Annotated in this window: 21 protein-coding genes and 1 pseudogene; 16 read left to right on the top strand and 6 right to left on the bottom strand. The window is 41.3% G+C overall.

The annotated features are described in order from the left end of the window. Nucleotides 1–15: 15 nt before the first annotated feature. From NMK36_RS22495 to NMK36_RS22505, 3 genes and pseudogenes are all read right to left on the bottom strand, one after another. Nucleotides 16–1,665, bottom strand: a complete 1,650-nt coding sequence (locus NMK36_RS22495; protein ID WP_254174664.1) for an efflux RND transporter periplasmic adaptor subunit — start codon at nucleotides 1,663–1,665, stop codon at nucleotides 16–18. Nucleotides 1,666–1,800: 135 nt separating this feature from the next. Further along, nucleotides 1,801–2,486 (bottom strand): annotated as a pseudogene (locus NMK36_RS22500) (DUF2834 domain-containing protein). Nucleotides 2,487–2,507: 21 nt separating this feature from the next. Further along, the gene (locus NMK36_RS22505) at nucleotides 2,508–2,861 is read right to left on the bottom strand and encodes a metal-sensing transcriptional repressor (protein WP_254174665.1); all 354 of its coding nucleotides are present in this window, start codon (nucleotides 2,859–2,861) and stop codon (nucleotides 2,508–2,510) included. A gap of 763 nt (nucleotides 2,862–3,624) precedes the next feature. Here NMK36_RS22505 and NMK36_RS22510 point away from each other — a divergent pair. Genes NMK36_RS22510 through NMK36_RS22520 form a run of 3 tightly spaced genes read left to right on the top strand, consistent with a single transcriptional unit; the run spans nucleotide 3,625 to nucleotide 5,572 of the window. Beyond that, entirely contained in the window at nucleotides 3,625–4,068 is a 444-nt protein-coding gene (locus tag NMK36_RS22510) for a DUF2231 domain-containing protein (protein ID WP_438822832.1), read from the top strand. Then, a complete protein-coding gene (locus tag NMK36_RS22515) occupies nucleotides 4,068–4,673 on the top strand; it encodes a DUF2231 domain-containing protein (protein ID WP_254174667.1) in 606 nt (201 codons plus the stop codon). The genes NMK36_RS22510 and NMK36_RS22515 overlap by 1 nt, the downstream gene beginning before the upstream one ends. Nucleotides 4,674–4,681: 8 nt before the next feature. Continuing rightward, entirely contained in the window at nucleotides 4,682–5,572 is an 891-nt protein-coding gene (locus NMK36_RS22520) for a cytochrome c oxidase subunit II (protein WP_254174668.1), read from the top strand. Between the two features lie 121 nt (nucleotides 5,573–5,693). Here NMK36_RS22520 and NMK36_RS22525 read toward each other — a convergent pair whose 3' ends face one another. After that, a complete protein-coding gene (locus tag NMK36_RS22525; protein ID WP_254174669.1) occupies nucleotides 5,694–5,894 on the bottom strand; it encodes a hypothetical protein in 201 nt (66 codons plus the stop codon). A 45-nt stretch (nucleotides 5,895–5,939) separates the two neighbouring features. Here NMK36_RS22525 and ctaD point away from each other — a divergent pair, with 45 nt between their 5' ends. The 6 genes from ctaD (at nucleotide 5,940) to NMK36_RS22555 (ending at nucleotide 12,838) form a co-directional block, all read left to right on the top strand. Continuing rightward, entirely contained in the window at nucleotides 5,940–7,622 is a 1,683-nt protein-coding gene (gene ctaD, locus NMK36_RS22530; protein ID WP_254174670.1) for a cytochrome c oxidase subunit I, read from the top strand. Then, complete coding sequence (locus NMK36_RS22535) at nucleotides 7,609–8,235, top strand: cytochrome c oxidase subunit 3 (RefSeq protein WP_254174671.1); 627 nt, start codon at nucleotides 7,609–7,611, stop codon at nucleotides 8,233–8,235. Before ctaD ends, NMK36_RS22535 begins: the two co-directional genes overlap by 14 nt. A gap of 206 nt (nucleotides 8,236–8,441) precedes the next feature. Continuing rightward, nucleotides 8,442–9,953: a GMC oxidoreductase gene (locus NMK36_RS22540; RefSeq protein ID WP_254174672.1), complete on the top strand. Its 1,512-nt coding sequence runs from the start codon at nucleotides 8,442–8,444 to the stop codon at nucleotides 9,951–9,953. Between the two features lie 292 nt (nucleotides 9,954–10,245). Further along, nucleotides 10,246–11,445: an AAA family ATPase gene (locus NMK36_RS22545; protein ID WP_254174673.1), complete on the top strand. Its 1,200-nt coding sequence runs from the start codon at nucleotides 10,246–10,248 to the stop codon at nucleotides 11,443–11,445. Next, the gene (locus tag NMK36_RS22550) at nucleotides 11,439–12,035 is read left to right on the top strand and encodes a DUF4276 family protein (protein WP_254174674.1); all 597 of its coding nucleotides are present in this window, start codon (nucleotides 11,439–11,441) and stop codon (nucleotides 12,033–12,035) included. Before NMK36_RS22545 ends, NMK36_RS22550 begins: the two co-directional genes overlap by 7 nt. Before the next feature lie 41 nt (nucleotides 12,036–12,076). After that, the gene (locus NMK36_RS22555; RefSeq protein WP_254174675.1) at nucleotides 12,077–12,838 is read left to right on the top strand and encodes a DUF364 domain-containing protein; all 762 of its coding nucleotides are present in this window, start codon (nucleotides 12,077–12,079) and stop codon (nucleotides 12,836–12,838) included. Here NMK36_RS22555 and NMK36_RS22560 read toward each other — a convergent pair whose 3' ends face one another. After that, nucleotides 12,839–13,171, bottom strand: a complete 333-nt coding sequence (locus NMK36_RS22560) for a hypothetical protein (RefSeq protein WP_254174676.1) — start codon at nucleotides 13,169–13,171, stop codon at nucleotides 12,839–12,841. A gap of 418 nt (nucleotides 13,172–13,589) precedes the next feature. Between NMK36_RS22560 and NMK36_RS22565 the strand changes: the two genes are divergently transcribed. From NMK36_RS22565 to NMK36_RS22590, 6 genes are all read left to right on the top strand, one after another. Beyond that, the gene (locus NMK36_RS22565; protein ID WP_254174677.1) at nucleotides 13,590–14,039 is read left to right on the top strand and encodes a hypothetical protein; all 450 of its coding nucleotides are present in this window, start codon (nucleotides 13,590–13,592) and stop codon (nucleotides 14,037–14,039) included. A 185-nt stretch (nucleotides 14,040–14,224) separates the two neighbouring features. After that, complete coding sequence (locus NMK36_RS22570) at nucleotides 14,225–16,963, top strand: class I SAM-dependent DNA methyltransferase (RefSeq protein WP_254174678.1); 2,739 nt, start codon at nucleotides 14,225–14,227, stop codon at nucleotides 16,961–16,963. Nucleotides 16,964–17,233: 270 nt separating this feature from the next. Continuing rightward, entirely contained in the window at nucleotides 17,234–21,217 is a 3,984-nt protein-coding gene (locus tag NMK36_RS22575; RefSeq protein WP_254174679.1) for a magnesium chelatase subunit H, read from the top strand. Between the two features lie 337 nt (nucleotides 21,218–21,554). After that, nucleotides 21,555–22,121 carry a transposase gene (locus NMK36_RS22580; protein WP_254174680.1) on the top strand — a complete coding sequence of 189 codons (567 nt, stop codon included), beginning with the start codon at nucleotides 21,555–21,557 and terminating at the stop codon, nucleotides 22,119–22,121. Between the two features lie 121 nt (nucleotides 22,122–22,242). Next, the gene (locus tag NMK36_RS22585) at nucleotides 22,243–22,602 is read left to right on the top strand and encodes a hypothetical protein (RefSeq protein ID WP_072718381.1); all 360 of its coding nucleotides are present in this window, start codon (nucleotides 22,243–22,245) and stop codon (nucleotides 22,600–22,602) included. 324 nt (nucleotides 22,603–22,926) lie between these two features. Beyond that, nucleotides 22,927–23,220: a hypothetical protein gene (locus tag NMK36_RS22590; protein ID WP_072718380.1), complete on the top strand. Its 294-nt coding sequence runs from the start codon at nucleotides 22,927–22,929 to the stop codon at nucleotides 23,218–23,220. Nucleotides 23,221–23,279: 59 nt separating this feature from the next. On the opposite strand, the gene NMK36_RS22595 is transcribed toward NMK36_RS22590, so the two are convergent. Beyond that, on the bottom strand, nucleotides 23,280–23,651 hold the full coding sequence (locus NMK36_RS22595; RefSeq protein WP_083579930.1) for an AAA family ATPase: 372 nt from the start codon (nucleotides 23,649–23,651) through the stop codon (nucleotides 23,280–23,282). Between the two features lie 161 nt (nucleotides 23,652–23,812). Here NMK36_RS22595 and clpB point away from each other — a divergent pair, with 161 nt between their 5' ends. After that, the gene (gene clpB / locus NMK36_RS22600; protein WP_083579929.1) at nucleotides 23,813–26,665 is read left to right on the top strand and encodes an ATP-dependent chaperone ClpB; all 2,853 of its coding nucleotides are present in this window, start codon (nucleotides 23,813–23,815) and stop codon (nucleotides 26,663–26,665) included. Nucleotides 26,666–26,749 lie beyond the last annotated feature (84 nt).

Consider the following 26,749-nt stretch of genomic DNA (forward strand, 5'->3'; position numbering starts at 1 on the left):
TTCAATCCCTGATCATTATTCGGATTTCGGTGTTTCCTGTTTTGAGGATGAAGCCGGAGTCGGTTGCTGTTTTTGATCGGCAATGGGTGTGCCATTTCGCAATTTAACCACACCATCGATCACAATTTTTTCCCCAGCTTTTAATCCCGATAAAACCTCAAAGCTTTGACCTTGAATACTCCCCAACTTCACCGGCTGTTGTTTAGCGACTAATTGAGTTTTCCCGTCTTCGGTTTGTTCTTGGGCGATAAAGACAAAACTTTGATCTCCAATGCGACTAATGGCGGTTACTGGAACTGTAATTCCTGATTGTTGTTCCCAAATCACTTTAGCTCGAACAATTTGATCCGTTCGTAATTTATTATTTCGGTTATCGTAAATCGCTTTAACTAAAATAGTTTGGCTTCCCGTACCCGCACTCGGAGCAATATAAGACACTTGAGAAGTTCCGATTAATGCTCCCGTTTCTTGACTGAGGATTTCTACTGTTGTTCCGGCTCTAATTTGAGATAACCGTTCAATAGGAATATTAATCTGAACTTCTAATAAATCATTTTGGCGAATGCTAGTGAGTTGGGTTTGACTATCAACAAAATCCCCCACTTTCACGAACACATCCCCAACTATCCCAGTAATGGGGGCTTTAATCTCGTAATATTCTAGCTGTACCTGTTCGGCGGTTGCACTGGAACGGGCTTGATCAATGTCTCGCTGAAGTCGGTTGACCTCTGCTTCTTGAGCCACAATCAGATTTTGTTGAGTCGCAATTTGGGCGTTGAGGGTTGAGATTTGACGATTGTAATCTTGTTTAGCCGCTTCAACTTTAGCAACTGCTGCATCAACTCGTCTTTGTTGACCTTCAACTTGGGTGTTTAGGGTAGAAACTTGCCGTTCTAGGTTTTGTTGGGCGGTTCTAACCCTCGCCTCTAGGGACAATACCTCTCGTTCTTGGGCTGCAAAATCAGCTTGGGTGGCTTGATAGTCCCGTAGGTTTTGATCGTAAATTTCAGCCGACACTACCCCTTGTTCATACAATTGCTGATAGCGATCATAGGATTTTTTTCGTTCTTCCATAATCGCCCGTCTGCGTTCGCGCTCTTTAATTCCCACTTGCACATTTTCTTGGGCGGTTTGCAACTCATCCCCAGCCGAGTTAAATTCCAACTCATATTGTAAACGCTGTTTTTCTTTCTGTTCTGCGGCGAGGGTTTGTTGAGCGTCTTCTAAATCGGCTGTTTGAGATTGGTAAGTCAGTTCCGCTTGGATGCGTCGCAGTTCGGATCGTTGAGCATCTAAATTCGCTCTTGCACTATTTAACTGAGCCATTCGGGACTCCACACTGGCTAATTGACTTTCGTAATTGGCCTGTTGTTGTCGTGCGTCAATTTGAATGAGAGGGCTATTTTGAGAAACGCGATCGCCCAACCGCACATAAACTTGTTTGACTAAACCATTGACACGGGGTTGAATAATGGCATTTTGCACCCCTTCGACCCGGGCATTATAAATACTACTGTTTTTAACGTTACTGGCTCCTACTAGGGCAATATTGACGCTAACGGGTGGGACGGTCGCGGCTTGAGGTTCACTCCCACAACCCGTCATCAAGATACTACCCAAGATCAAAGAAAAATAGGACTTCCAAAATAGAGAATACTGTTGCATAGTTTGGCTAGGGATAGAGAATCAGTAACAGGAAATCACTCAATTCGCAATACGTCTTTGGAAATATAGCATACCGGGTATTCGGGGAATTTTGGACTGAGCAAAATAATTCTTTTGACACTCCCCCGTCAATCGCTAATTTTGAACCGATAGGTCAGATGATTCAGATGTTGTTAACGGTTCCATCTCGTTCAACGGAATTCGGGTTATTAAATAAAATAAAGGGCCGAATAAAGGAACCAAGCTCACCCCCCAAAAGATAGCCGAATTTTTCATCCCGCGTCTTGCCATATCATCTCCTAATAAAGCCGGAAATAGAAGACTTAATAAACAAAAGTCAAGACTCATCACATGAATAAAACGGCTGGTTTGCCATTGTTGAATAAAGTCTCCCCCAATTTCCTTGGGTTAATCCATAACCGACTAAAATACTGGCTCCCAAGGTTAATAACACTCCCGTAATTCGAGAATCTAAAACTTTAATTAAATCCTGATTTTTTTCCTGAAAATTGGGGATTCGGTTGCCGGAATGCTAAGTACGATAAAATAGCAAAAGCACCCACCCCAAAGGATAATGTTACAAAAGGCCAAGCTGGGATTTTTTGTCCTTGTCCATCCATAAACAGAACACAACTATAAATCAACGGCCAAATCCCCATAATATTAAAGAGGGCGATAATTAACGGATTAATCCCTGTCCAGTTCCCCGTTGAAAGATTTTGAATTAAGGTAAAAGTATCAGGTTGATCTGGGGGAGCAAAAATAAACGCATACAGGATAAAACCTAGCCAAATTGATCCAAAAATAATTTTATGTTTCATGGTTAAAGTCCCTTCAATACGTTAAGGTAAAAATCGATCTAATGCTGCTTTTAAAGCTTCTATTTCATCATCAATATTCCCTTCTTTTGCGGCTCTAGCGACACATTCGCTCAAATGTTCATCTAAAATAATTCGAGCCACCCGATCTAAAGCTCCGCGAATAGCAGCAATCTGCACTAACACATCAGGACAAGGACGATTTTCTTGTACCATTGTTTTAACGCCTCGAATATGTCCCTCCAGCCGTGATAGACGATTAACTATCTTTCGCAAAGATTCTTCACTATGAATATGGGGATGGCTAGAACGTTCAGTATGATGATGATGTTCTAGCAAGTTGTTGAGTTCTTCTACTGTGGGATCTAAGTCATTCATCGGTTTTGTTGATATACAATTGATAAATATTCTATGATTGTACATCAATTTTATATTTCTGTATGCAATAAGCTGTTCAGTATTTAAAACATACAACCTAGCGAACAATGACCCTCGCCTACATTTTTAGGCTTTATCTATATAAAATTAAGCCAAGTTTTAAAGCTTATATTAATATTTAAAATCGGGAAAAATAGAAGGATTTTGTCTGAATTTTGTTCGATTTATCCGATGACAAGGAAGATATTCCGGCATCATCGGATATAATGTATAGCTTGTTACAAAAATCTCTCCCATCCTGACTGTATTTTGGGCAAAGTAGGTTAGGGTCAAATGTTATAAACTGCCAATATTTAATCGGTATATTGGGTAGCTATAGCACTTGATTTTTGCCCAAAATCCTGCATTTAGAAAAAGACAGCTTGTCAAACTTATTGAACAGGATATACAGCTTCAAAATTGCTGATATACTCAATTCAATCAAGTGATCTCAAAATGATGTATTATTAATTGACTAAAAACGAGAAAGGAGGATGATGCTAAAATTATATGACATAAAGACAAAGCAATTTTTTGTGATCTGAATTGGTACTTCTGATCATAGTAACTTTTATAGAACTACTGTCAACCGGACAGGTTGATTTATTTTAAGTGGTTTGATGCAATTTATTCTGGATTTTTTAGGTTTAGTTCCAAGATTAAAAATATCATGTTCGAGTATCTTCCCCCACTTAACGACCATAATTTGCCCTATCCTGACACGATGCACCCAATCGTAGTGCATTTTGTGATTGCTATGGTGTTGTTTGCAGTTTTATGTGATGGAATAGGCTATGTCACCCGCAATACCAGACTGTATGAAGTCAGTTGGTGGAACTTGTTTTTTGCGACAATTTCCATCTTCATTGCTATTATTTTTGGACAGATTGAAGCGGGATTAGCCGAACCCTACTCAGCAGCAGAATCAACCTTGAACCTGCACACAATACTAGGATGGTCATTATCTGGGATGATTGCAGCAATTACCGCCTGGCGCTATGTATTGCGATCGCGCGATCCCAAAACCTTGCCCCCCTCGTTTTTAGGAGTAAATTTACTGCTAACTGGAATAGTATTTTTCCAAGTTTATTTAGGAGATGTGCTGGTGTGGGTCTATGGGCTACATACCGTTCGAGTTGTTGAAGCCGTGCGGGAGGGCCTGTTGTAGTGAATAATGATTTAATCGATCAACTCAAGGGACAATTGGGTGCTAATGGCTTACCTTACGCCCTGCCCATTCATCCTAACCTAGTGCATTTGACCCTGGGATTGTTCATTGTGGCGATCGCCTTTGATATCGTAGGCGTACTATTTCCCCTGGAAAAGCCCATCTTCAAATTTCTGGCAATTCCCGCCACCCGGTCAAATTTCTTCGATGTCGGTTGGTACAATATGCTCGCGGCCGCCATTATCACCTTCTTTACCGTAGCAGCAGGTTTCTACGAAATCATGTTGGCAGCACCAGAGGCAGATATCAAAAGCTCCTGGGGCTTACAAGCGATGGAAACCATGCTTTGGCACGGAATCGGTGGGGTTGTGTTGTTGCTGTTAATCGTGGCAATGACCGTATGGCGAGGGTTTCAGCGCTTTCTCTGGCGTAAAGATCAGGCACAACAAGTACAGTGGCTCTACCTCATGGCCGGATTGGGCATTTTCGCCTTGATGTTTGTTCACGGAACCCTGGGAGCGCAATTGGCAGCCGAGTTTGGCGTGCATATTACTGCTGATCGGCTGTTGCGGATCGGAGAAAATCCAAATTTGCTGTTGAACTAAGGGAAAACATGAAAATTCGTACCATTTTAATTTTAGGCGCCATTGCCATCGCCCTTGCCCTGATCAGCCTGTGGATGGGGCAGCAATCCTATTCTTGGTTTCCCCCCCAAGCCTCAGCAGAAGCCCAATTGATTGATCAGTTGTTCAGCTTTCTAGTCACCCTGGGGACGTTTATTTTTCTGGGAGTGGTGGGGACACTGACCTACTCAGTGTTGTTTCAACAGGCGGGTAAATACGATACCAGCGATGGCCCCCACATCGAAGGTAATGTGCCATTGGAAATAGTCTGGACGGCAATTCCCTTTGCTTTGGCAGTGTGGATTGCAGCCTACAGCTATCAGATTTATGACCAAATGTCAATTTTGGGGCCGATGGAACATATTCATGGGTCAATGGCGATCGCAGCCCCCTTAGATGCTTCTTTGGCAACACCGATACATATCGAAGTCCGTGCCCGTCAGTGGGTATGGGAATTTTACTATCCCGACCAAAATATTACCAGTACCGAATTGCATTTACCTAGCAACGAACGGGCGCGCCTAACACTGGAATCAGAGGATGTACTCCATGGCTTCTATGTACCTGCCTTTCGCGTCAAACAAGATATTATTCCGGGTCGGGTGATTGATTTTGAGTTCACGCCCATTCGGGAAGGACGGTATCGGTTGCGGGATTCCCAATATAGCGGGACTTATTTTGCGGCGATGCAAACCGATGTGGTCGTCGAGGCTCCCGAAGCTTATCAACAATGGTTAGCAAATACAGCAACCCAAAAGCCTACAACGGCTTACAATCGCGCTTTTACTGAATATAGCAAAAGAAACAATAGCGATAGCTGGAAAATCGTTGAGCCAGCCCTTCCTCCTGTCGTCAATTATTCCAATTCTCAGATAGAATAATGCCAAATTCAATCACAAAAACATCATTCAAAATCGCAGTGAAAGAATATGAAATTTCTTGTTAATACTTAATGTTAGATATAGCAACCCGCGCTGAGGTTGTAATATTTTAATACTGATATTAAACAACCAGAAATATTACCCCAATTCCCAATTCCCAATTCCCAATTCCCAATTCCCTGTTCCCAATTCCCAATTCCCAATTCCCAATTCCCAATTCCCAATTCCCTGTTCCCAATTCCCAATTCCCAATTCCCAATTCCCAATTCCCAATTCCCAATTCCCAATTCCCAATTCCCTGTTCCCAATTCCCTGTTCCCAATTCCCAATTCCCTGTTCCCTGTTCCCTGTTCCCTATTCCCTTCTTATGACAAATATTTCTGTTGATGCGATCGCGGATATTCAACAACCCATTCCCGAAAGTCCTGAAAATTGGTGGCGATTTTTCGGTTTCAGTACCGACCATAAAGTGATCGGGATTCAATATCTAGTAACATCCTTCTTTTTCTTCTTAATTGGCGGGATTCTCGCCATGATTATTCGGGGTGAACTGATCACCCCAGAAGCCGATTTGATTGACCGTGCCGTTTACAACGCCATGTTCACCATGCACGGGACTATTATGTTATTCCTGTGGACATTCCCCTCCCTGGTAGGATTATCCAACTATCTCGTCCCCTTGATGATTGGGGCAAGGGATATGGCCTTTCCCCGCCTGAATGCCGTGGCCTTTTGGATGGTTCCGGTATTTGGGGTGATTCTCATGGCCAGCTTTTTTGTCCCTGGCGGCCCCTCCCAGTCCGGTTGGTGGGCCTATCCTCCAGTGAGTCTGCAAAATCCTACCGGGAACCTGATTAACGGCCAAGTTTTGTGGATATTAGCCGTTGCGATATCTGGTGTGTCCTCGATCATGGGGGCGGTAAATTTTGTCACCACCATTTTTAAGATGCGCGCCCCGGGAATGACTTGGTTTCGGATGCCCGTATTTGTCTGGACGGTATTAGCTGCCCAAATTATTCAACTATTTGGTTTACCTGCCCTAACCGCCGGGGCAGTGATGCTGTTATTCGATCTCACCCTTGGGACTAGCTTTTTTGACCCGGCGAAGGGGGGCGATCCGATTCTATTCCAACACTTCTTCTGGTTCTATTCTCACCCGGCAGTTTATGTGATCATTTTGCCGATTTTTGGCATTTTCTCCGAGATTTTCCCCGTCTATGCCCGCAAACCATTATTTGGCTACAAGGTAGTTGCTATCTCCTCGTTAGTAATTACAGGTTTGAGCGGTATTGTCTGGGTGCATCATATGTTTGCCAGTGGCACTCCTGGTTGGATGCGGATGGTGTTTATGGCAACTACGATGTTGATTTCAGTTCCCACTGGAATTAAGGTTTTTGCTTGGGTGGCAACAGTTTGGGGTGGCAAATTGCGCCTAAATACCCCCATGTGGTTTGCCTTGGGTGGTTTGGTGATGTTTGTGTTTGCCGGGATCACCGGGATTATGTTGGCATCAGTGCCCATTGATATTCATGTCAACAATACCTATTTTGTGGTCGGACATTTCCACTATGTGATTTATGGTGCTGCGGTCATGGGAATGTACGCCGCCCTATATCACTGGTTTCCGAAAATGACCGGGCGAATGTATTCCGAAGGTTTGGGTAAATTGCACTTTGCCCTAACTTTCCTGGGTACTAATATCTGCTTTTTCCCCATGCACCCGATGGGATTAGAGGGAATGCCCCGACGGGTGGCCTCCTACGACCCTGAATTTGCCTTCTGGAACGTGATTGCCAGTCTGGGGGGGTTTTTGTTGGGGATGTCTACATTGCCGTTTCTCCTCAACATGATTGGATCTTGGGTACAGGGGGAAAAGGCGCCGAAAAATCCCTGGCGAGCCATTGGGTTGGAATGGTTACTATCATCACCTCCAACTGTAGAAAACTTTGAAGAATTGCCAATTGTAATTTCTGAACCCTATGGTTACGGGAAATCAGAACCGTTGGTTGCTAACCCTGATGCTTTGGAGATCGCCCATGAACACCACTGATATTGACGCTCTCAATGTAGTCTCAAGTCATGCCTTAGAAGGGCATGGAACAGCCGCCCATACCCACGATGAAGCGGGTAATAGTATGTTTGGCTTTATCGTATTTTTGCTGTCGGAAAGTGTGATTTTCCTTAGCTTTTTTACGGGATATATTGTTTACAAAACTACGGCTTTACAGTGGTTACCTCTCGGTGTGACTGGGCTAGAAATCCGCGAACCAGCTATTAATACAGTGGTCTTGGTTTCTAGTAGTTTTGTGATCTATATTGCTGAACGTTTTCTGCACGTTAAGAATCTCTGGGGCTTCCGGGCATTCTGGCTGTTGACAATGATCATGGGCAGTTATTTCTTGTATGGTCAGGCTGTGGAATGGCGTAGTCTCCCCTTTGGTTTTACCGATGGCGTATTTGGGGGCAGTTTTTATTTGCTGACGGGATTTCATGGTCTTCATGTGTTCACGGGAGTGCTATTACAGACAATTATGTTGGGCCGATCGTTTATTCCTGGGAATTATGACAAAGGCGAATTTGGGGTGGCAGCAACCTCCATTTTTTGGCACTTTGTTGATGTGATCTGGATTATTTTGTTTATCCTTATTTACGTTTGGCAGTGATGGTTATTTCTGCTCAAACACGAATATTCAGTGATCAGTTACCAGTGTAAGAACCTAATAATCCATCATGAAATATTTGCTACACATTCCCTCTTGTAGAAACGTTGTATGCAACGTCTCTACAAGAGGGGAGAGGGATAATTTGTAGCATCTATAATTGGATTTCTTATGACAATCTTGGCTACTGCTATAAGTAGGTAAACATCATGATTATTGACGATCAATACTACGATCTAATTATTATTGGTACGGGCGCGGGGGGAGGAACTCTCGCCTATAAGTTAGCCTCGACCGGGAAGAAGATATTGATTTTGGAGCGGGGGGATTTTATGCCCCTGGAGGAACAGAATCGCAGTAATGTCGATATCTTCAAGCGGGAACGCTATCATGCCCCGGAACAGTGGTATGACAGCGCCGGAGAACCGTTTTCGCCTCAAATGAATTATGCAGTTGGTGGTAATACCAAAATCTATGGCGCTGCCTTACTCCGATTTCGGGAACGGGATTTTGAAACTGTCCACCATCAAGGGGGTATTTCCCCTGCATGGTGTTTGAAATACTCGGATTTTGAACCCTACTATACAGAAGCTGAAACGCTGTATAAGGTTCATGGTCAGGCAAATGACGATCCGACCGAACCTCCCCATAGTGGCGATTATCCATTCCCAGCCGTAGCTACCGAACCTCAAGTTGCCCAAATCTATGAAGCGATCGCTAAACTTGGTCTTCATCCTGCTCCTTTGCCTTTAGCTCTTACCCGCCAGGATGACGATCCAACTAACGATTCGGAAGTTAGTGGCATTGCTCCAGCCTTAACACATCCTAATGTCACCCTGAAAACCGGGGCGAAGGTGGTTCGTCTGCACATCAATCCATCGGGTCGGGTGGTGAAAGGGGTACAAGCTGAGATCGATGGACAATCCCATCTGTTTCTAGGGGATATTGTCGTGTTGGCTTGCGGTGCGGTGAACTCGTCGGCGTTGTTGTTGCGTTCGGTGAGCGATCGCCATCCCAACGGTTTGGCCAATAGTTCGGGTTTAGTCGGGCGAAATTTAATGAAAAGCCTGATGACCGTAATCGTACAACTGACTACCAAACCCAATTCTGGAGCATTTCAAAAGACGGTCTGTGTCAATGATTTCTATTGGGGCGATCACGATTTCCCTTATCCTATGGGACAGATTCAAAACTCCGGCGGACTGCTGACCGATATAATTTTCGCCGAAGCGCCACCGATGTTTTCCTTACTGGCAAAATTTATGCCCGGTTTCGGATTAAAGCAGTTGGCAACCCATTCTATCGGTTGGTGGGCGCAAACGGAAGATTTACCCGATCCGAATAACCGAGTCCGGTTTGAAGGGGGAAAACTATTTATTGACTATACTGCTAATAATAACGAGGCACACGATCGCTTAATTTATCGCTGGACTGAAGTTTTAAAAACGATTGAAAAACAACTGGACGGGTTTCAACAGGGGGTATTGCATCCCCGTGGTGAAGTGCCGATTCAGGTGATGGCCAATCAGTGTGGTACTTGTCGTTTTGGCGATGATCCCCAAACTTCGGTATTAGACCCCAACTGTCGGGCTCACGATCTCGATAATCTCTATGTGGTAGATGGTAGTTTCTTTCCTTCTAATGCTGGGGTTAGTCCGGCTTTGACAATTATTGCTAATGCGCTGCGAGTGGGCGATCGTTTAATGGAGCGGTTGCAGTAATAGACAGTTATTAGTGTAGAGACTAGCCATGCTTAGTCTCTACAGATTCTTCTCTTGATCAGTCAACCATTAACAGTCAACAATTTTTCTTTTTATCAGGAATAGGTAAGTAAAATAGTTACTCAGTTCTAAAAACCCAAAATCTCATGCTATAAGCATTTTATTTCTAGCAAAATTGGCATCAGTGAGATTAGCACTTGATAAAATAAACTTTTCGTGTTATATTAAAATTCAATTTATGTTTTTTTACAGGATATGAAATAAACTTTAAGAGGTATTCAAAACTGGCTTTATGGAAGGCTATAAATTTATTAATTCGCTAAAAATCCAAAACCTTCTCTCCTATGGTTCATCAGAAGAAAAAATTGATTTACAGCCCCTAAATGTCATCATTGGCACAAATGGTGTGGGAAAATCAAATTTAATTGAAGTATTAGGCTTATTGCAAGGGATTCCAACCGATTTAACTAAGCCAATTCGTGAAGGTGGCGGAATCAATGAATGGCTATGGAAAGGAACTCAAGAAACTCCCATTGCCAGAATTGAAGCTATTATTAATTATCCAGAAGGTCGGATGCCTTTACGCTATCGGCTTGATTTTACAACGGTTGGCCAACGCTTAGAAATTATTGATGAAGCTATCGAAAATGAACATCGTAATAATGATTATGAACAAGATGTTTTCTTTTTCTATCGCTATCAACAGGGTCATCCTGTACTCAATGCAAGAACAATAACAGAAAATGAACCCACTCGCCGTCAATTGAGACGAGAAGACTTAAAACCTGATCAATCCGTTTTATCACAACGAAAAGATCCTGATTTATACCCAGAATTAACTTATTTAAGTAATCAATTTAGTCAAATCCGACTTTATAGAGAGTGGAATTTAGGGCGTTATACTCCTCCTAGAATGCCCCAAAAGTTAGATTTACCTGAAGATTTTTTACTCGAAAATTGTAGTAATTTAGGATTAATTCTTAATGATTTGCAGCACCGTATTGGAAGCAGAAAAATTGTTGAAAATTTACAAAAATTTTATGAACCTGTAACGGATATTACTATAAAAATAGCGGGGGGAACAGTTCAGATTTTTTTACATGAGCGAGGACTTAATCAACCGATTCCAGCGACTCGTCTCTCTGATGGAACATTACGTTATCTTTGCTTATTAATGATTCTTTTACATCCAACTCCTCCTCCTCTAATCTGTATTGAAGAACCCGAATTAGGATTGCATCCTGATATTTTACCTACCATTGCTGAATTATTAATTGATGCTTCTAAAAGAACTCAATTAATTGTTACCACTCACTCCGATGCTTTGATATCCGCTTTAAGTGAAATTCCCGAATCTATTCTCGTCTGTGAACAAGATGAAAGAGGAAGTCGAATCAGACGATTAGAACCAAAAAAGCTGAAAGATTGGCTAGAAAATTATAGCTTAGGGGATTTATGGCGGATGGGAGAAATTGGAGGAAATCGATGGTAGAAATTCGGATTTATGTAGAAGGTGGGGGTGATGGAAAGAATACTAAAGCTACCTTTAGACAAGGAATGAGCCAATTTTTGCAACGCTTAACAGGAAAAAGGGTTACTTGTGTTGTATGCGGAAGCAGAAATGCCGCTCATGAAAACTTCACGTATGGTTTAAAAAGTCATCCTAATGCTATCAATCTTTTGTTAGTTGATTCCGAGAATTTTGTCAAGGTATCAAGTGCTAGACAACATCTTATGAACCGTGATAAAAAATGGGATTTGTCTGAAATTGATGAAAATGACATTCATTTAATGGTTCAAGTCATGGAAAGTTGGCTAATTGCTGATATTGATACCTTAGCCGACAATTACGGTCAAGGATTTAATAGAAATGCAATTCCTCGTAATAATAATGTTGAAGAAATTTCTAAAGCTAATATAGAATCTGCGTTAAAAAGGGCAACGGAAAGAACAAAAAAAGGCGAATATCACAAGATTAATCATGGGCCTAAACTCTTAGCAATAATTGATGTCTCTATTGTTCGTAAGAAAGCACCCTATTGCGATCGCCTATTTCACAGAATCGCTGATATTGGTGGATAATTAGATAACCCAACAAAAAGCTGAACTAAAAACTGATTTCAATGAAAATTCATTCCCGCGAAATTTACGATCTCCTACTGGAGAAATCAAGCCATAGTAACGCAACGGTGCAGGAAATTATCTTGGGACTAACCTGGACATTCTGCCAAGCCGAGGGTATAGGGTTGTGTATGAGTCCGGGCCAACCCAATCGCACCTTATCCTGGTCAGGAACTTTAGTGGGTCAAGCCATTGCTGATTTAGCCCCCTGGGTGCGCTCCTGGGATAGTTACCAAGCGACTATCGGTATGGCGGTGATCAATTCCGTGATTAATCCGACGTCACCGTTACTACCACAGGCTCAACGCCTATCTTCTCACGGTTCAGCCAATCTAGCTGTATTTGAGCATTTTCTCCCTTTAATTCAGGGAAAACGAGTCGTTGTTATTGGTCGCTACCCCGGACTTTCTCAGTACGAACAACAGGCAGATATTACCGTCCTAGAGCGTCAACCCATTGCTCAAGATTTACCCGACATCGCCTGTGAATACCTCCTCCCAGAAGCAGACTGGGTTTTCCTCACCGCCACTTCCATTGCTAACAAAACCTTTCCCCGCTTGGTGGAGTTATCGCAACAGGCGCAGTTAGTGTTAATGGGCCCTACAACTCCCTGGTTACCCGAATTAGCCCAGATGGGAATTAACTATCTGGCTGGGGTAGCCATCACCGATACCAACGCATTGCGACAAACCATCGCAGAAGGAGGAGGAACTCGTATTTTTGATGTTGGGGTAGAATATTGTGTCTTAAAAATTGATAACTGATTACCAAGGAGAAGGAACATAATTTTTCAAAAAATGACCGAATAAAGGTTCAGATGGATTTTGAATTCCTTGAACAATTGGATCATAAATTCGCGCCATGCCATCAATTGTTTTAATTAAAGGCTTTTGTTGAGAAGCTTTAAGTTGTTGGTTTCGTTGCTTCTGTTGTTTTTTATGCTGTTTATAAATTTTGATGATTAAACTTCTCAACCGCTCTTGAGAATTCATGCGAGTCGGATGATCCGCAAGATGTTGTAATACATTTAGGGTAATTTCGAGATCTTTTGCAGATAAATCCATACCTTCAGCTTCCCCTAAGCTCGTCCATTCCATTATAATACAAGTTTGTAGTATTTTTCAACAGAGCGGGCGCAGAGGGAATGTGAAGCGGGGGGAGATAGCCGCTTACAGTCAACAGTCAACCATTCTTATTCATCCTCATCCTCTTGTCTCTACTGTGGGTCAAAAAGCATCTTATAAAATCATTGATACTCGTACATAATAAATTTACTTTTGATCATCTTGTTTTTAAGGATAGGGATTTTCATTTGTAATCCAACCCGTATCGATACTATTGATATAAATTTTATCTTGAGCATAATCTACAAAATTATTTTGCAAGAGTTATAATCTATCCTAAGAGAGAATTATTTCAGCAACTTACGAACAAAAAAATTATGTCTAGGGAAAGATTTAGTTAGCCAGCTAGATCAAGTACAAATAAAATGTTAAATTCAAAACAATGTATTTTATGAAACCGAATTATTTTACCCAATTGGCTTCAACGGTGGGACGGTGGATGATGACAACTTTATTTTTTATCTCAGCGATCGCCTTTTTTTGGCAAGGGATATTTTTCTCAACAAATATTGCTGCAATGGCTAATCCCACTCCTAACTTGATTACTCTATCAGATGCGGGCAATCAAGTTAAAGAGAAAGTGAGTAAAGATACTGATCGAGCCAAAAATTTCATTGAAAATACGAAAGATCAGGTGAAACAAACGGCCAATAAAAATGCTGATCGAGTTGATCGAGCAACGGACAATAGTAATTTCCTTGAGCGCAAAGCCAGCAAAGATAGCGGACGAATTGAAGAAAGAGCCAATCAAGATGCTGCTCGAACTGAGAAAGCCGTAGATAATACCAAAAATGCCATTGAGCGCACCGTTGATAATATCAAAGATGCTTTTGGTAACTAAAAGAAAGTTAATGTAACTTATTTCACTTAAACCTAGATTGTAGGGTGCGTAAGTGCCAACGCACGCACCTCAACATCTAGGAACTATTTACCAAAAAAAATAAAACAGTCCTATACAGAAACCCAGTTGATGTATTAATCCTTAAGGAATATAATTAAACCCAGGGTTAATCACGGATTGTACTAATGCCCACTACCCCAGAAAGTTTGCAGCAATTTGTTAATTATTGTCAACAGTATATAACTGGAGATGAAAAGGGACAAGGGCAAATTTTTTTAGATCGTTTGTTTCAGGCTTTTGGATATGAAGGCCCATTACAAGCGGGAGCAACCTTTGAGCAACGCATTGAAAAAGCCGAGAAATCAGGAAATATGGGGTTTGCTGATTTACTTTGGAAAAATCATGTTTTAATTGAGATGAAAAAACGCGGGAGTGATCTGCAAGATCGAGAGTATCGCACCCAAGCTGAACGATATTATATTAGAATTAAAAAAAGCGATCGCCCGCGTTATGTAATTTTATGTAATTTTGATGAATTCCATATTTATGACTTTGATAATCAACCCGATGACCCGGTTGATATTATAGCCTTAGAAGATTTACCCAGACGCATTCCAGCATTTAGCTTTTTAGAAGCCAAAAATCTCCGTCCTCAATTTAAAAATAATCAAGTTGAAATTACAGAAAAAGCAGCCAGACGTTTAGGAGATGTTTTACATTCTCTATTAGAACGAGGTGAAAGAAATCATTTTAAAAAATATACCCCCCTGCAAGCACAACGTTTTGTTTTACAATGTATTTTAGCGATGTATGCTGAAGATATTGGTTTACTTCCACCCGCAATATTTACCCGTTGTTTACAAGATTGTCTGGAAGATCAAGAGAATGCTTATGATATTTTAGGGGGACTGTTTCAAGCCATGAATCAAACTGGGGTTGTCCCCGATGGACGTTATGAAGGAGTAGACTATTTTAATGGCGGATTATTTCAAGAAATTCATCCAATTAAGTTAGAATACGGGGAGTTAAATTTATTATTTGCTTGTGCGGGTCAAGATTGGAGTAAAGTCCGTCCTTCTATTTTTGGGAATTTATTTGAAGGCGCTTTAAACTATACCGATAAAACCCAGAAAAAATCTAAACAACAACGTCATGCTCACGGGATTCATTTTACCTCAGAAGCTGATATTAGAAGTATTGTTTTACCCACCATTCGAGAATATTGGGAAAATCGCATCAGTCAAGCGAATACCTTAAAGGAGTTACAAATATTATATCATGAATTAATTGATTATAAAATTCTTGATCCCGCTTGTGGTTCAGGTAATTTTCTCTATGTCGCCTATCAAGAGTTAAAATATATTGAAAAAATACTATTCGAGAAAATCGCTAATTTTGAGGATATTTCTGGTTATACGCAAAAGGTCAGTCCTCAACAGTTTTATGGTATGGATATCAATGCTTTTGCGGTAGAGTTAGCCAAGGTAACTTTAATGGTTGGGCGTAAGGTTACTATCGATAAATTAGGTTTAAATGAACCTTCCTTACCTTTAGATACTTTAGATCAAAATATTATTTGTACCGATGCTTTATTTACAGAATGGGTTAAGGCTGATGCTATTATTGGTAATCCTCCGTTTTTGGGAGGTTATCGTATTCGTCAAGAATTAGGGGATGAATATGCTAAGAAAGTATTTAATAAATTTAATGATATGGAAGCGCAAATTGATTTTGCTTGCTATTGGTTTAGATTAGCGCATAATTCTATATCGAAAACGGGTAGAATTGGTTTAGTTGCAACTAATTCTATTTGTCAGGGGAAAAATAGAAAATCGAGTTTAGATTATATTATTGAAAATGAGGGTCATATTTATAATGCTATATCAAGTCAAGTTTGGTCGGGTGAAGCCGCCGTTTATGTTAGTATTGTCAATTGGTGTAAAATTCCGGTCAAATCTTGCTCTTTAGATGGCAATTTTGTTCCGCAAATTAATTCTAGTTTAACATCATTAGTTGATGGATCTAAAGCTGTTAAATTATCTGCTAATTTAAAAAAAAGTTTTGTTGGTGTTCAACCTAATAGTCAAGGATTTTTTATTTCCCAAACACTGGCTGATGAATGGATTAAACAAAATAATCTAAATCTAACTGTTATTAAACAATTAATTTCTGCAACGGATTTAACTGATAATCCTAATGGTGAACCGAGTCGCTGGATTATTGATTTCCAAAATATGTCTCTTGAGGAAATTACTGATTACTATTTACCTTTTGAGTATCTAAAAATTCATGTCAAACCTGAAAGAGAAAACAACAGAGAGGCTGTTTTAAGAGAAAAATGGTGGCGTTTTAAACGAACAAATGAAGCGATGAGAAAAGCTTTAGGTAAATTATCTATTTGTTTTCTTATTCCTTGTCACTCTAAATGGTTTATCCCTTTACCATCTCCAATTCAATATTTACCCAATAATTCAATTACCGTAATTCCATCAGATGATTATTATATTTTAGGACTATTAACATCCAATATTCATAGAATTTGGGTGAAAGCGCAAAGTTCTACATTAGAAGATCGGACAAGGTATACTAATACAACTTGTTTTGAAACCTTCCCCTTTCCTCAAACCCCCAGTAAAAAGATTGTTGAGACGATTAGAAAAACAGCTATGGACTTACATGAATATCGGAGTCAAGAAATGGAGAAAAAAGGCTGGGGAATTACTCAACTGTATAATCAATATTACCCTGAACCCGCCTCTAAATTATATCAATTGCATCAAAACCTTGATCAATGGGTCATAGAAGCCTATCATTTTAAACCAGAGGATAATCTCTTAGAAAAACTCTTAGACTTAAATCAGGAATGCGCCGAAAAAGAAAAACGGGGAGAGGTTATTATTGGTGCAGTTGCTCCTCATTTTTAAACAAACTGTAAAAAATATGAATCAATTCTGAGTTATTGCAAATAATTCCTAAGAATAAACCTGTGTAAAAAGTCAAGTAATATAAAAAAAAATTACATTTTTCTTGTCGAATTATTGCAAATGGGGGACAAATTTGCCCAGAATGCCCATTTTCTGGTAACAATACTCAAAGTGGAACAGGCATCTTGCCTGTGTAAGCCCGAATGATCTGGCCATGCCCATAGCCGATCACCTTAAGAGAGAGCAGACAAAAAAGGAACAAATTAAGATATGTTTACTTATGTAAAACCCACCATTAGACACATCAAGCCAGATGACCTGAACGGGCGACAACTGATGAAAGTCGTCTATGTGGTGTTAGAAGCGCAATATCAAAGTGCCTTATCGGCAGCAGTGGAGTCCATTAACAAAAATAACCCGAATGTTGCGATCGAAATTAGCGGTTATTTGATCGAAGAGTTACGATCTGCGGAAAACTACGAAAGTTTTAAACAAGATTTATCCCAGGCCAATATATTCATAGCCTCCCTGATTTTTATTGAAGATTTAGCCGATAAACTTGTTGAGGCCGTGACCCCCTATCGAGATACACTAGATGTGGCGGTGGTCTTCCCCTCCATGCCTCAAGTGATGCGCCTCAACAAAATGGGGACATTCTCAATGGCACAACTGGGACAAAGCAAAAGTGCCATCGCCCAGTTCATGAAAAAACGGAAAGAACAGTCTGGGGGCTCTTTCCAAGATGCGATGCTGAAGTTGCTGCAAACTTTACCCAAAGTCCTGAAATACCTACCCATGGACAAAGCCCAGGATGCACGCAACTTTATGTTATCCTTCCAATATTGGTTAGGGGGGTCTTCCGAAAACCTGGAAAACTTCTTGCTGATGTTAGGGGCAAAATATGTGTTTACGGGTAAAGAAAAACTGCAATTTGCTGACCCCGTAACCTATCCCGATATGGGTATTTGGCATCCCCTCGCCCCGAAAATGTTTGAGGATGCGAAAGAATATTTCCAATGGAATAACAGCCGCGACGATATTCCCGACGACCAAAAAGATCCCCTAGCGCCCTGCGTCGGCTTAGTGCTGCAACGGACACACCTGGTAACGGGAGATGATGCCCATTATGTGGCAATGGTACAGGAACTCGAAGCGTTAGGGGCGCGAGTTTTACCTGTATTTGCAGGGGGGTTAGACTTTTCTAAACCCATCGAGGAGTATTTCTGGGATAACCCCCCGAAAGGTATTCAAGCCCAACCTATTGTGGATACTATTGTCTCCTTAACCGGGTTTGCCTTAGTGGGTGGCCCCGCTCGACAAGATCACCCAAAAGCGATAGACTCATTAAAACGGTTAAACCGTCCCTATATGGTGGCCTTGCCCTTAGTCTTCCAAACCACTGAAGAATGGGAAGAAAGCGATTTAGGGTTACATCCGATCCAAGTGGCGCTGCAAATTGCTATTCCTGAACTCGATGGCGCCATTGAACCGATTATTATATCAGGACGGGATGGGGCAACCGGAAAAGCCATTGCGTTACAAGACCGCATTGAAGCGATTGCCCAACGTGCCTTAAAATGGGCTAATCTACGGAAAAAACCCAAATTAGACAAAAAAGTTGCTATTACCGTTTTCAGTTTCCCCCCCGATAAAGGCAACGTCGGGACGGCGGCTTATTTGGATGTGTTCGGGTCTATTTATGAAGTGCTCAAAGCCTTAAAAGGCAATGGCTACGACGTTCAAGACCTGCCAGAGTCCGCCGAGAAACTGATGCAGGAAGTCATTCACGACGCCACCGCCCAATATCAAAGCCCAGAACTGAATATCGCCTATCGGATGTCCGTTACCGAATATGAACGGTTAACCCCCTATTATGATCGACTCAATGAAAATTGGGGGCCACCACCAGGAACGTTAAACACCGACGGCGAGAATTTATTAATCTTCGGGAAACAGTTTGGGAATGTGTTTATCGGCGTTCAACCCACCTTCGGCTATGAAGGCGACCCGATGCGGTTGTTGTTCTCCCGGTCAGCCAGTCCCCATCATGGCTTCGCCGCCTACTATACCTATTTAGAAAAAGTTTGGCAAGCGGACGCAGTATTACACTTTGGCACTCACGGTTCCTTAGAGTTTATGCCCGGTAAACAAATGGGAATGTCGGGAGAGTGCTACCCCGATAATTTAATTGGTAGTATTCCTAACCTGTATTACTACGCCGCCAATAACCCCAGCGAAGCGACCATTGCCAAACGTCGTAGTTATGCCGAAACCATTTCTTATTTAACCCCGGCTGCGGAGAACGCAGGGTTATATAAAGGATTGCAAGAACTCAACGAGTTAATTGCCTCTTATCAAACCCTGAAAGATAGCGGTCGAGGCGTGGCAATTGTTAACAGTATTATGGATAAGTGTCGCTTGGTGAATTTAGACCAAGATGTCACTTTACCCGAAAAAGATGCGTCTGAATTAACCGCAGAAGAACGAGATAATATTGTCGGACAAGTGTATCGGCGGTTAATGGAAATTGAGTCGCGGTTGTTACCCTGTGGGTTGCACGTCATTGGGAAACCCCCCACCGCCGAAGAAGCAATTTCAACCCTGGTCAATATCGCTAGTATTGATCGAGAAGAAGAAGGTCTTCTCAGTTTACCCCGAATTATTGCCAATAGTCTCAACCGCGATATTGAGGAACTCTACCGCAATAATAACTTAGGGGTATTAGCGGATGTGGAGTTATTACAAAAAATCACCGAAGCCACCCGCGCTGCTGTCACCGCCTTAGTCCACGAACAAACCGACGCCGAAGGACGAGTTTCCTTAGTCTCCAAACTCAACTTCTTCAATATGGGTAAAAAAGAACCCTGGGTTGAGTCCCTCCATGAGTCCGGTTTCACCAAAATTGACCCCGAACCCATTAAACCGTTATTTGAGTATTTGGAATTCTGCTTACAACAGGTTTGCGCCGATAACGAGTTAGGTTCGTTGCTGCGGGCGTTAGAAGGGGAATACATCTTACCAGGGCCAGGAGGCGACCCCATCCGTAACCCGGATGTATTACCGACGGGCAAAAATATGCACGCCCTCGATCCCCAGTCTATCCCCACCGCAGCAGCCGTCAAGTCCGCCCAAATTGTCGTAGAACGGCTGTTAGAGCGGCAAAAGGTCGAAAATGGTGGAAATTACCCAGAAACCATCTCCGTCGTCCTCTGGGGAACCGATAACATCAAAACTTACGGGGAGTCCCTCGCCCAAGTCATGTGGATGGTGGGGGTTAAACCCGTACCCGATGCGTTAGGACGGGTGAATAAGTTGGAGTTACTGTCTTTAGAAGAGTTGGGACGACCTCGAATTGATGTCGTGATCAACTGTTCTGGGGTGTTCCGCGACTTATTTATTAACCAAATGGCGCTATTAGATAAAGCGGTAAAAATGGCTGCCGAATCTGATGAACCGTTGGAAATGAATTTCGTTCGCAAACACGCTATAGAACAGGCGAAAGAGTTAGGGGTATCGGTAAGACAAGCTGCAACACGGGTGTTTTCTAATGCTTCCGGTTCCTATTCTTCTAATGTGAATTTGGCTGTTGAAAATAGCAGTTGGGAACAGGAATCTGAGTTACAGGAAATGTATTTGAAACGCAAATCTTTTGCCTTTAATTCTGATAATCCAGGGACAATGGAACAAGATCGAAATATCTTCGAGTCGGCGTTAAAAACCGCAGATGTGACCTTTCAAAACTTAGATTCTTCGGAAATTAGTTTAACGGATGTCTCCCATTATTTCGATTCTGACCCGACGAAATTAATTTCCAGTTTACGCAAGGATGGCAAAAAACCGACGTCTTATATTGCGGATACAACAACAGCAAATGCTCAAGTTCGGACGTTATCGGAAACGGTGCGTTTGGATGCACGGACTAAACTTCTAAACCCGAAATGGTATGAAGGAATGTTATCTCATGGGTATGAAGGGGTGCGCGAACTTTCTAAGCGCCTTGTTAATACAATGGGATGGAGTGCAACGGCGGGTGCTGTGGATAATTGGGTGTATGAGGATGTAAATACAACGTTTATTGAAGATGCAGAAATGCAAAAACGTTTAATGAACTTAAATCCTCATTCTTTCCGCAAGATTATTAGCACGTTGTTAGAGGTGAATGGTCGCGGCTATTGGGAAACGAGCGAAGAGAATTTAGATCGTCTGCGCGAGTTATACCAAGAAGTTGAAGACCGTATTGAAGGGATTGAATAAAATCCTTTAAACAATCCATAACCCCCTGTAGAGACGCGCCATGGCGCGTCTCTACGAGATCTAGGGAACACTACCGTGATCTGATATAAATATTAATTTAAGAGAGAGACGTGCCATGCCGCGTCTCTACGAGATCTAGGGAACACCACCGTGATCTGATATAAATATTAATTTAAGAGAGAGACGCGCCGTGGCTCGTCTCTACGAGATCTAGGGAACACCACCGTGATCTGATATAAATATTAATTTAAGAGAGAGACGCGCCGTGGCTCGTCTCTACTAGGTTTAGGAAATATAGCCGTGATGTAGGGTAAGAATAAATGTAGGATGGACAACGATGACATTATATAAAAATAAATATCGGATTGAATCTACACGATTACCTCATCATAATTATGCTGCCAATGGCTGGTATTTTGTTACCATTTGCACAAAGGATAAACTGTGGTTTTTTGGTGATATCGTTTCCGGTAATATTCAATTTTCTGCTATTGGTGAAATTGCCAATAAATTTTGGTCAGACATTCCGAATCATTTTCAGGATATTTACCTAGATGCTTATATTATTATGCCTAATCATGTACATGGGATTCTTGTGATTGAGCGATCGCAGAACGAAGAACACGGAGAGACGCGCCATGGCACGTCTCTACAAGGGACGAATGAATCTAACAAATTTGCACCCTTAAAACCAGGTTCCTTACAAGCTATTATTAATGCTTATAAATCTTCTGTAACCCGTTGGTGTCGTAAAAATGGTTACGATAATTTTGCATGGCAACCTCGATTTTATGATCATATCATTCGAGATGAACAATCATTAGCTAAGATTCAGGAATATATTGTTAATAATCCTGCCAAATGGAATGAAGATCAAGATAATCCTGCTAATTTGTGGATGTGATAAAATATAAATAGATACTTTTGCTAGAGTTTACAAAATTTGGATTAACGAATACTGCTATAATAATAGCAGTATGCGATCGCTACTTAGTATTAACCGACGACTATAGAGGGTTTAACTTATGTTCGATCTGAATAAAATATTCGGAGCCGCCGATCTGGTATCAGATTTGGTCGGAGCCAAGGAACGCCAAGTCCGAAAAATTAAGTTTTTTCGCTACAAAGAAAGTAATCTCGGCATCGCGTTTTTTGACAGTCAAACCATTCACGGTGAATATTGGATTGAAAATATCCCAGTTCCTGCTGAATACGAACCGATTTTTGAGGCGAGTGGGTTGGAGATTGGAACTAAATATGATGTCGTTTTGCTAGGGTTGCAGCCGTTTTCTGCGGACAAAAAAGTGTTGAGAACTCCCGCCATTCAGAAACGTCTGTTATCGGTTATTTTTGAGGCTTTAAAACCCCACCAACCCCTCCAATGAACCGGATTTCTGGCTTAAGTTTTGCTATTTTCTGGTTCTCAGGCTCCCGCCTGGGAATACTATACTGAGGCTCTGCCTCTATTAACTCTTCTAAAAGATCGTTAACTCGCTTTTCTTGTTCCCAGGCTCCCGCCTGGGAATACCCTATTGAGGCTCTGCCTCTATTATTATATGGGTGGCAGAGCCACAGGAGAAGCATTTCTAGGTAGAACCTAGAAACAAGGAATCCCTATTCCCCTGGATAGAAACGTGGTATATCATATCTTTACTGAGGGGATATAATTTTTAATTAGGATATCATTTCAACCCATTGAAGGAAAAAATATGGAATCATCAGTTAAAAATTTACCTAAAATTGATGTTCGTGCTGCGGTTGGTTTAGCACAAAAATACTTTAATAATTTACAGGATATGATAGATTCTTCTATCCAAAGTTTAAGATTAGAAGAAGTTGAATTATCTGAGGATAAACAATTTTGGTTAATTACATTAGGGTTTGATTGTGTAAATTCTAATAATCCACTGCAAGAAGTTCCTCAATATGACAGAGAATATAAAATATTTAAAATTAATGCTGAAACCGGAGAAGTAGAATCCATGAAAATTCGAGAGTTTTGATAGATGAACTATTTAAAAAATATAAGCAAAAAAGGATTTTAATCGCTACTAATATTTTATTATTGTGCCTGAGTTCGAGAATAAATTGGCTCTCCTGTCACTAATAGTTTTTCTTCAGAAACTCGAAGTCCTTTAAAATTTTTCGGTAACTCAAAAGCTAAAATATATTGATATAATTTTTCCTGAAGTAATACTTCTATTTCTAAGCGGATTGGCACATCAGAGCGACCACGAGCAAAACCCTTGGGTTTAACTAAATCACGAACTCTATTCTTTCCTCGACCAATAGATTGAAAGATTTGTAATACATCAGAAATGGTTGATTTACCTACTCCATTTTTACCAATTAATAAAGCCGATGGCAGATCCTTTAAGCTCAGTTCAAAATTTTCTAAGCATCTAAAGTTATGGATATATAGCCTTTGGATCATTTTAAAATTACTCCACCGGATTTACGAAAGTTTTTATGCTATAGACGTGATCGCCCTTTCTCCATCATCCTACATTGATTAACAGATTGCACCCAAATATAGTTAAAATGGGGGCAGTATAGTGATCATTATTTCTTACCCTTTATTGATAAGCAGCAACGATGCAACCAACCGATCCAAGTAAATTTACAGATAAAGCCTGGGAAGCCGTTGTCAAGTCCCAGGATGTAGCGCGTCGTTTTCAAAATCAGAATTTAGAAGTCGAACACCTGATCACCGCCCTGCTTGAACAAAATGGACTCGCCACCAGTCTCCTGAGTCGGGCGGGAGTGGATACGGATATTTTAGGCCAACAGTTAGATGCCTTTACCAAACGTCAACCCAAAGTCGGACGTATTGAACATTTATATTTAGGACAAAGCCTCGATATCCTCTTAGATAAGGCGGAAGAAGCTCGTCAGGTGCTACAAGATAGTTTTATCTCCGTAGAACATTTAATCCTCGCCTTCTCCGAAGATGATCGCATTGGCCGTAAACTCTTAGCCGGAGAACAACCGACTACCCAACGCCCCGGACGTCCAGGGTATGACCGCCCCAGTCGTCCCCCTTCTATCCGTCCGAAACTGGAAGAAGCCATTAAAGCCATTCGGGGAAGTTCTAAAGTTGAAACCCAAAGCCCAGAAACCAGTTATGAAGCGTTAAAAAAATATGGTAAAGATTTAACGGAACTCGCCAAAGCCGGAAAACTTGATCCGGTTATTGGGCGAGATGAAGAAGTGCGTCGGGTGGTCAGTTGTTTATCTCGCAGAACGAAAAATAATCCGGTTTTAATTGGTGAACCAGGAGTGGGAAAAACCGCAATTGCAGAAGGTTTAGCTCAACGAATTGTGAATGGAGATGTGCCAGAATCGTTAAAAAATCGTCAGTTAATTTCCTTGGATATGGGAAGTTTAATTGCGGGAGCAAAATATCGAGGAGAATTTGAAGAAAGATTGCGATCGGTATTACGAGAAGTTACCCATTCCGAAGGACAAATTGTATTATTTATTGATGAATTACATACCGTTGTGGGTGCAGGTTCGGGAAGTGGTTCATCGGGAATGGATGCCAGTAATTTACTCAAACCGATGTTAGCACGGGGAGAATTGCGTTGTATTGGCGCTTCAACCGTTGATGAATATCGCAAACATATTGAAAAAGATCCAGCTTTAGAACGACGGTTTCAACAAGTTTATGTTGATCAACCTTCTCCTGAAGATACGATATCGATTTTAAGGGGATTAAAAGACCGTTATGAACGCCATCATGGAGTCAAAATTACCGATAGTGCGTTAGTGGCGGCGGCAATGTTATCGAGTCGATATATTAGCGATCGCTTTTTACCGGATAAAGCCATTGATGTTGTTGATGAAGCCGCAGCCCAATTAAAGATGGAAATTACCTCAAAACCTGTTGAATTAGAACAAATTGATCGGCGGGTGATGCAGTTAGAAATGGAAAAATTATCCATTGAAGGAGAAAATTTAAGTAATGGAGAAAGCAAGCGGAGAAATGATGGAGGAGTTGCTATTCGTTTAGACCGAATTAAAGAAGAAATTGAAACCTTAAAAACTAAACAAGAAAAACTGGCTTCCCAATGGCAAGGGGAAAAACAACTGTTAGATAGTATTAATAAACTGAAGGAAGAAGAAGAACAATTACGAGTTCAAATCGAACAAGCCGAACGAGCTTATGATCTCAACAAAGCCGCCCAATTAAAATATGGTCAATTAGAAATTTCACATCAAGAACGGGAAGCGAAAGAAGCGGAATTAGTCAAGTTACAATCTCAGGGATCTTCCATGTTGCGGGAGGAGGTCACAGAAGCCGATATCGCCGCGATTATTGCGAAATGGACGGGGATACCAGTTAACCGTTTATTGGAGTCAGAACGGCAAAAATTACTGCGCTTAGAGAGTCATTTACATCAACGGGTGATCGGACAACAGGAAGCGGTTTCAGCCGTTGCAGCCGCCATTCGACGGGCACGGGCGGGAATGAAAGATCCGGGGCGTCCCATTGGGTCTTTCCTGTTTATGGGGCCAACGGGGGTGGGAAAAACCGAGTTAGCTAAAGCGTTAGCGGAGTTTTTATTTGATAGTGAAGAGTCTATTGTTCGGATTGATATGTCCGAATACATGGAAAAACACGCCGTTTCCCGGTTAGTCGGGGCACCTCCGGGGTATGTGGGATATGACGAAGGCGGTCAACTGTCGGAAGCGGTGCGACGTCATCCCTATTCGGTGATTTTATTTGATGAAGTGGAAAAAGCCCATCCTGATGTGTTTAATATTTTATTACAGGTATTAGATGATGGCAGAATTACCGACTCCCAAGGAAGAACTATTGATTTTAGAAATACCGTAATTGTGATGACCAGTAATATTGGGGGTGAACATATTTTAGATGTGGCGGGAGATGAATCTCGTTATGAGGAAATGGTAAAGCGGGTAATGGGAGCATTGCGATCGCATTTTCGCCCCGAATTTTTAAATCGGGTGGATGATACAATTCTATTCCATTCGTTAAGTAAAGGGGAATTACGTCATATTGTTGCGATTCAAGTTAAGCGGATTCAACGGTTATTATCAGATCAAAAAATATCCATTGAATTATCGCCTGCGACCTTAAATTATTTAGCAGATATTGGTTATGACCCAGTGTATGGAGCTAGACCGTTAAAACGAGCCATTCAACGGGAATTAGAGAATCATATTGCTAATTTATTACTAGAGCAAGAATTCATCACAGGAGATACAATTTATGTGGATTGCGACCATGAAAAATTAGTTTTTAATCATCAACCTTTAACTCCTAAAAAGAAAGAAGAACCGTTAGTAATGAATGTTCAACCCATGCGGAAAAAAACACAATCTGATCCGTTAGAAATGGATGTTCAACCTGTGATTTTAAACACCTCTAAAAGTCCAGAGGGGGATGATATTATTACGGTTGAACCTGTGAAGGATGAGTAGTTTGAGGATTGGGGTTTACTGGTTAATTTTAACAAGGATTGATTAAGACAATCTAATGATGAGTATACTCCTGACTTTTCGGAG

The sequence above is a fragment of the Planktothrix pseudagardhii genome, from assembly GCF_904830925.1.
In the GTDB taxonomy this organism is placed as follows: Bacteria; Cyanobacteriota; Cyanobacteriia; order Cyanobacteriales; family Microcoleaceae; genus Planktothrix; species Planktothrix tepida.

Bases quoted from the DNA above. Each gene is read 5' to 3' on its own strand.
- NMK36_RS22565 (WP_254174677.1), top strand. From the start codon at position 13,590: ATGAAACCGAATTATTTTACCCAATTGGCTTCAACGGTGGGACGGTGG.
- NMK36_RS22495 (WP_254174664.1), bottom strand. From the start codon at position 1,665: ATGCAACAGTATTCTCTATTTTGGAAGTCCTATTTTTCTTTGATCTTG.
- NMK36_RS22510 (WP_438822832.1), top strand. From the start codon at position 3,625: ATGCACCCAATCGTAGTGCATTTTGTGATTGCTATGGTGTTGTTTGCA.
- NMK36_RS22590 (WP_072718380.1), top strand. From the start codon at position 22,927: ATGGAATCATCAGTTAAAAATTTACCTAAAATTGATGTTCGTGCTGCG.
- NMK36_RS22555 (WP_254174675.1), top strand. From the start codon at position 12,077: ATGAAAATTCATTCCCGCGAAATTTACGATCTCCTACTGGAGAAATCA.
- NMK36_RS22540 (WP_254174672.1), top strand. From the start codon at position 8,442: ATGATTATTGACGATCAATACTACGATCTAATTATTATTGGTACGGGC.
- NMK36_RS22595 (WP_083579930.1), bottom strand. From the start codon at position 23,651: ATGATCCAAAGGCTATATATCCATAACTTTAGATGCTTAGAAAATTTT.
- ctaD (WP_254174670.1), top strand. From the start codon at position 5,940: ATGACAAATATTTCTGTTGATGCGATCGCGGATATTCAACAACCCATT.
- NMK36_RS22570 (WP_254174678.1), top strand. From the start codon at position 14,225: ATGCCCACTACCCCAGAAAGTTTGCAGCAATTTGTTAATTATTGTCAA.
- NMK36_RS22505 (WP_254174665.1), bottom strand. From the start codon at position 2,861: ATGAATGACTTAGATCCCACAGTAGAAGAACTCAACAACTTGCTAGAA.
- NMK36_RS22560 (WP_254174676.1), bottom strand. From the start codon at position 13,171: ATGGAATGGACGAGCTTAGGGGAAGCTGAAGGTATGGATTTATCTGCA.
- NMK36_RS22585 (WP_072718381.1), top strand. From the start codon at position 22,243: ATGTTCGATCTGAATAAAATATTCGGAGCCGCCGATCTGGTATCAGAT.
- NMK36_RS22550 (WP_254174674.1), top strand. From the start codon at position 11,439: ATGGTAGAAATTCGGATTTATGTAGAAGGTGGGGGTGATGGAAAGAAT.
- NMK36_RS22575 (WP_254174679.1), top strand. From the start codon at position 17,234: ATGTTTACTTATGTAAAACCCACCATTAGACACATCAAGCCAGATGAC.
- NMK36_RS22535 (WP_254174671.1), top strand. From the start codon at position 7,609: ATGAACACCACTGATATTGACGCTCTCAATGTAGTCTCAAGTCATGCC.
- clpB (WP_083579929.1), top strand. From the start codon at position 23,813: ATGCAACCAACCGATCCAAGTAAATTTACAGATAAAGCCTGGGAAGCC.
- NMK36_RS22545 (WP_254174673.1), top strand. From the start codon at position 10,246: ATGGAAGGCTATAAATTTATTAATTCGCTAAAAATCCAAAACCTTCTC.
- NMK36_RS22520 (WP_254174668.1), top strand. From the start codon at position 4,682: ATGAAAATTCGTACCATTTTAATTTTAGGCGCCATTGCCATCGCCCTT.
- NMK36_RS22580 (WP_254174680.1), top strand. From the start codon at position 21,555: ATGACATTATATAAAAATAAATATCGGATTGAATCTACACGATTACCT.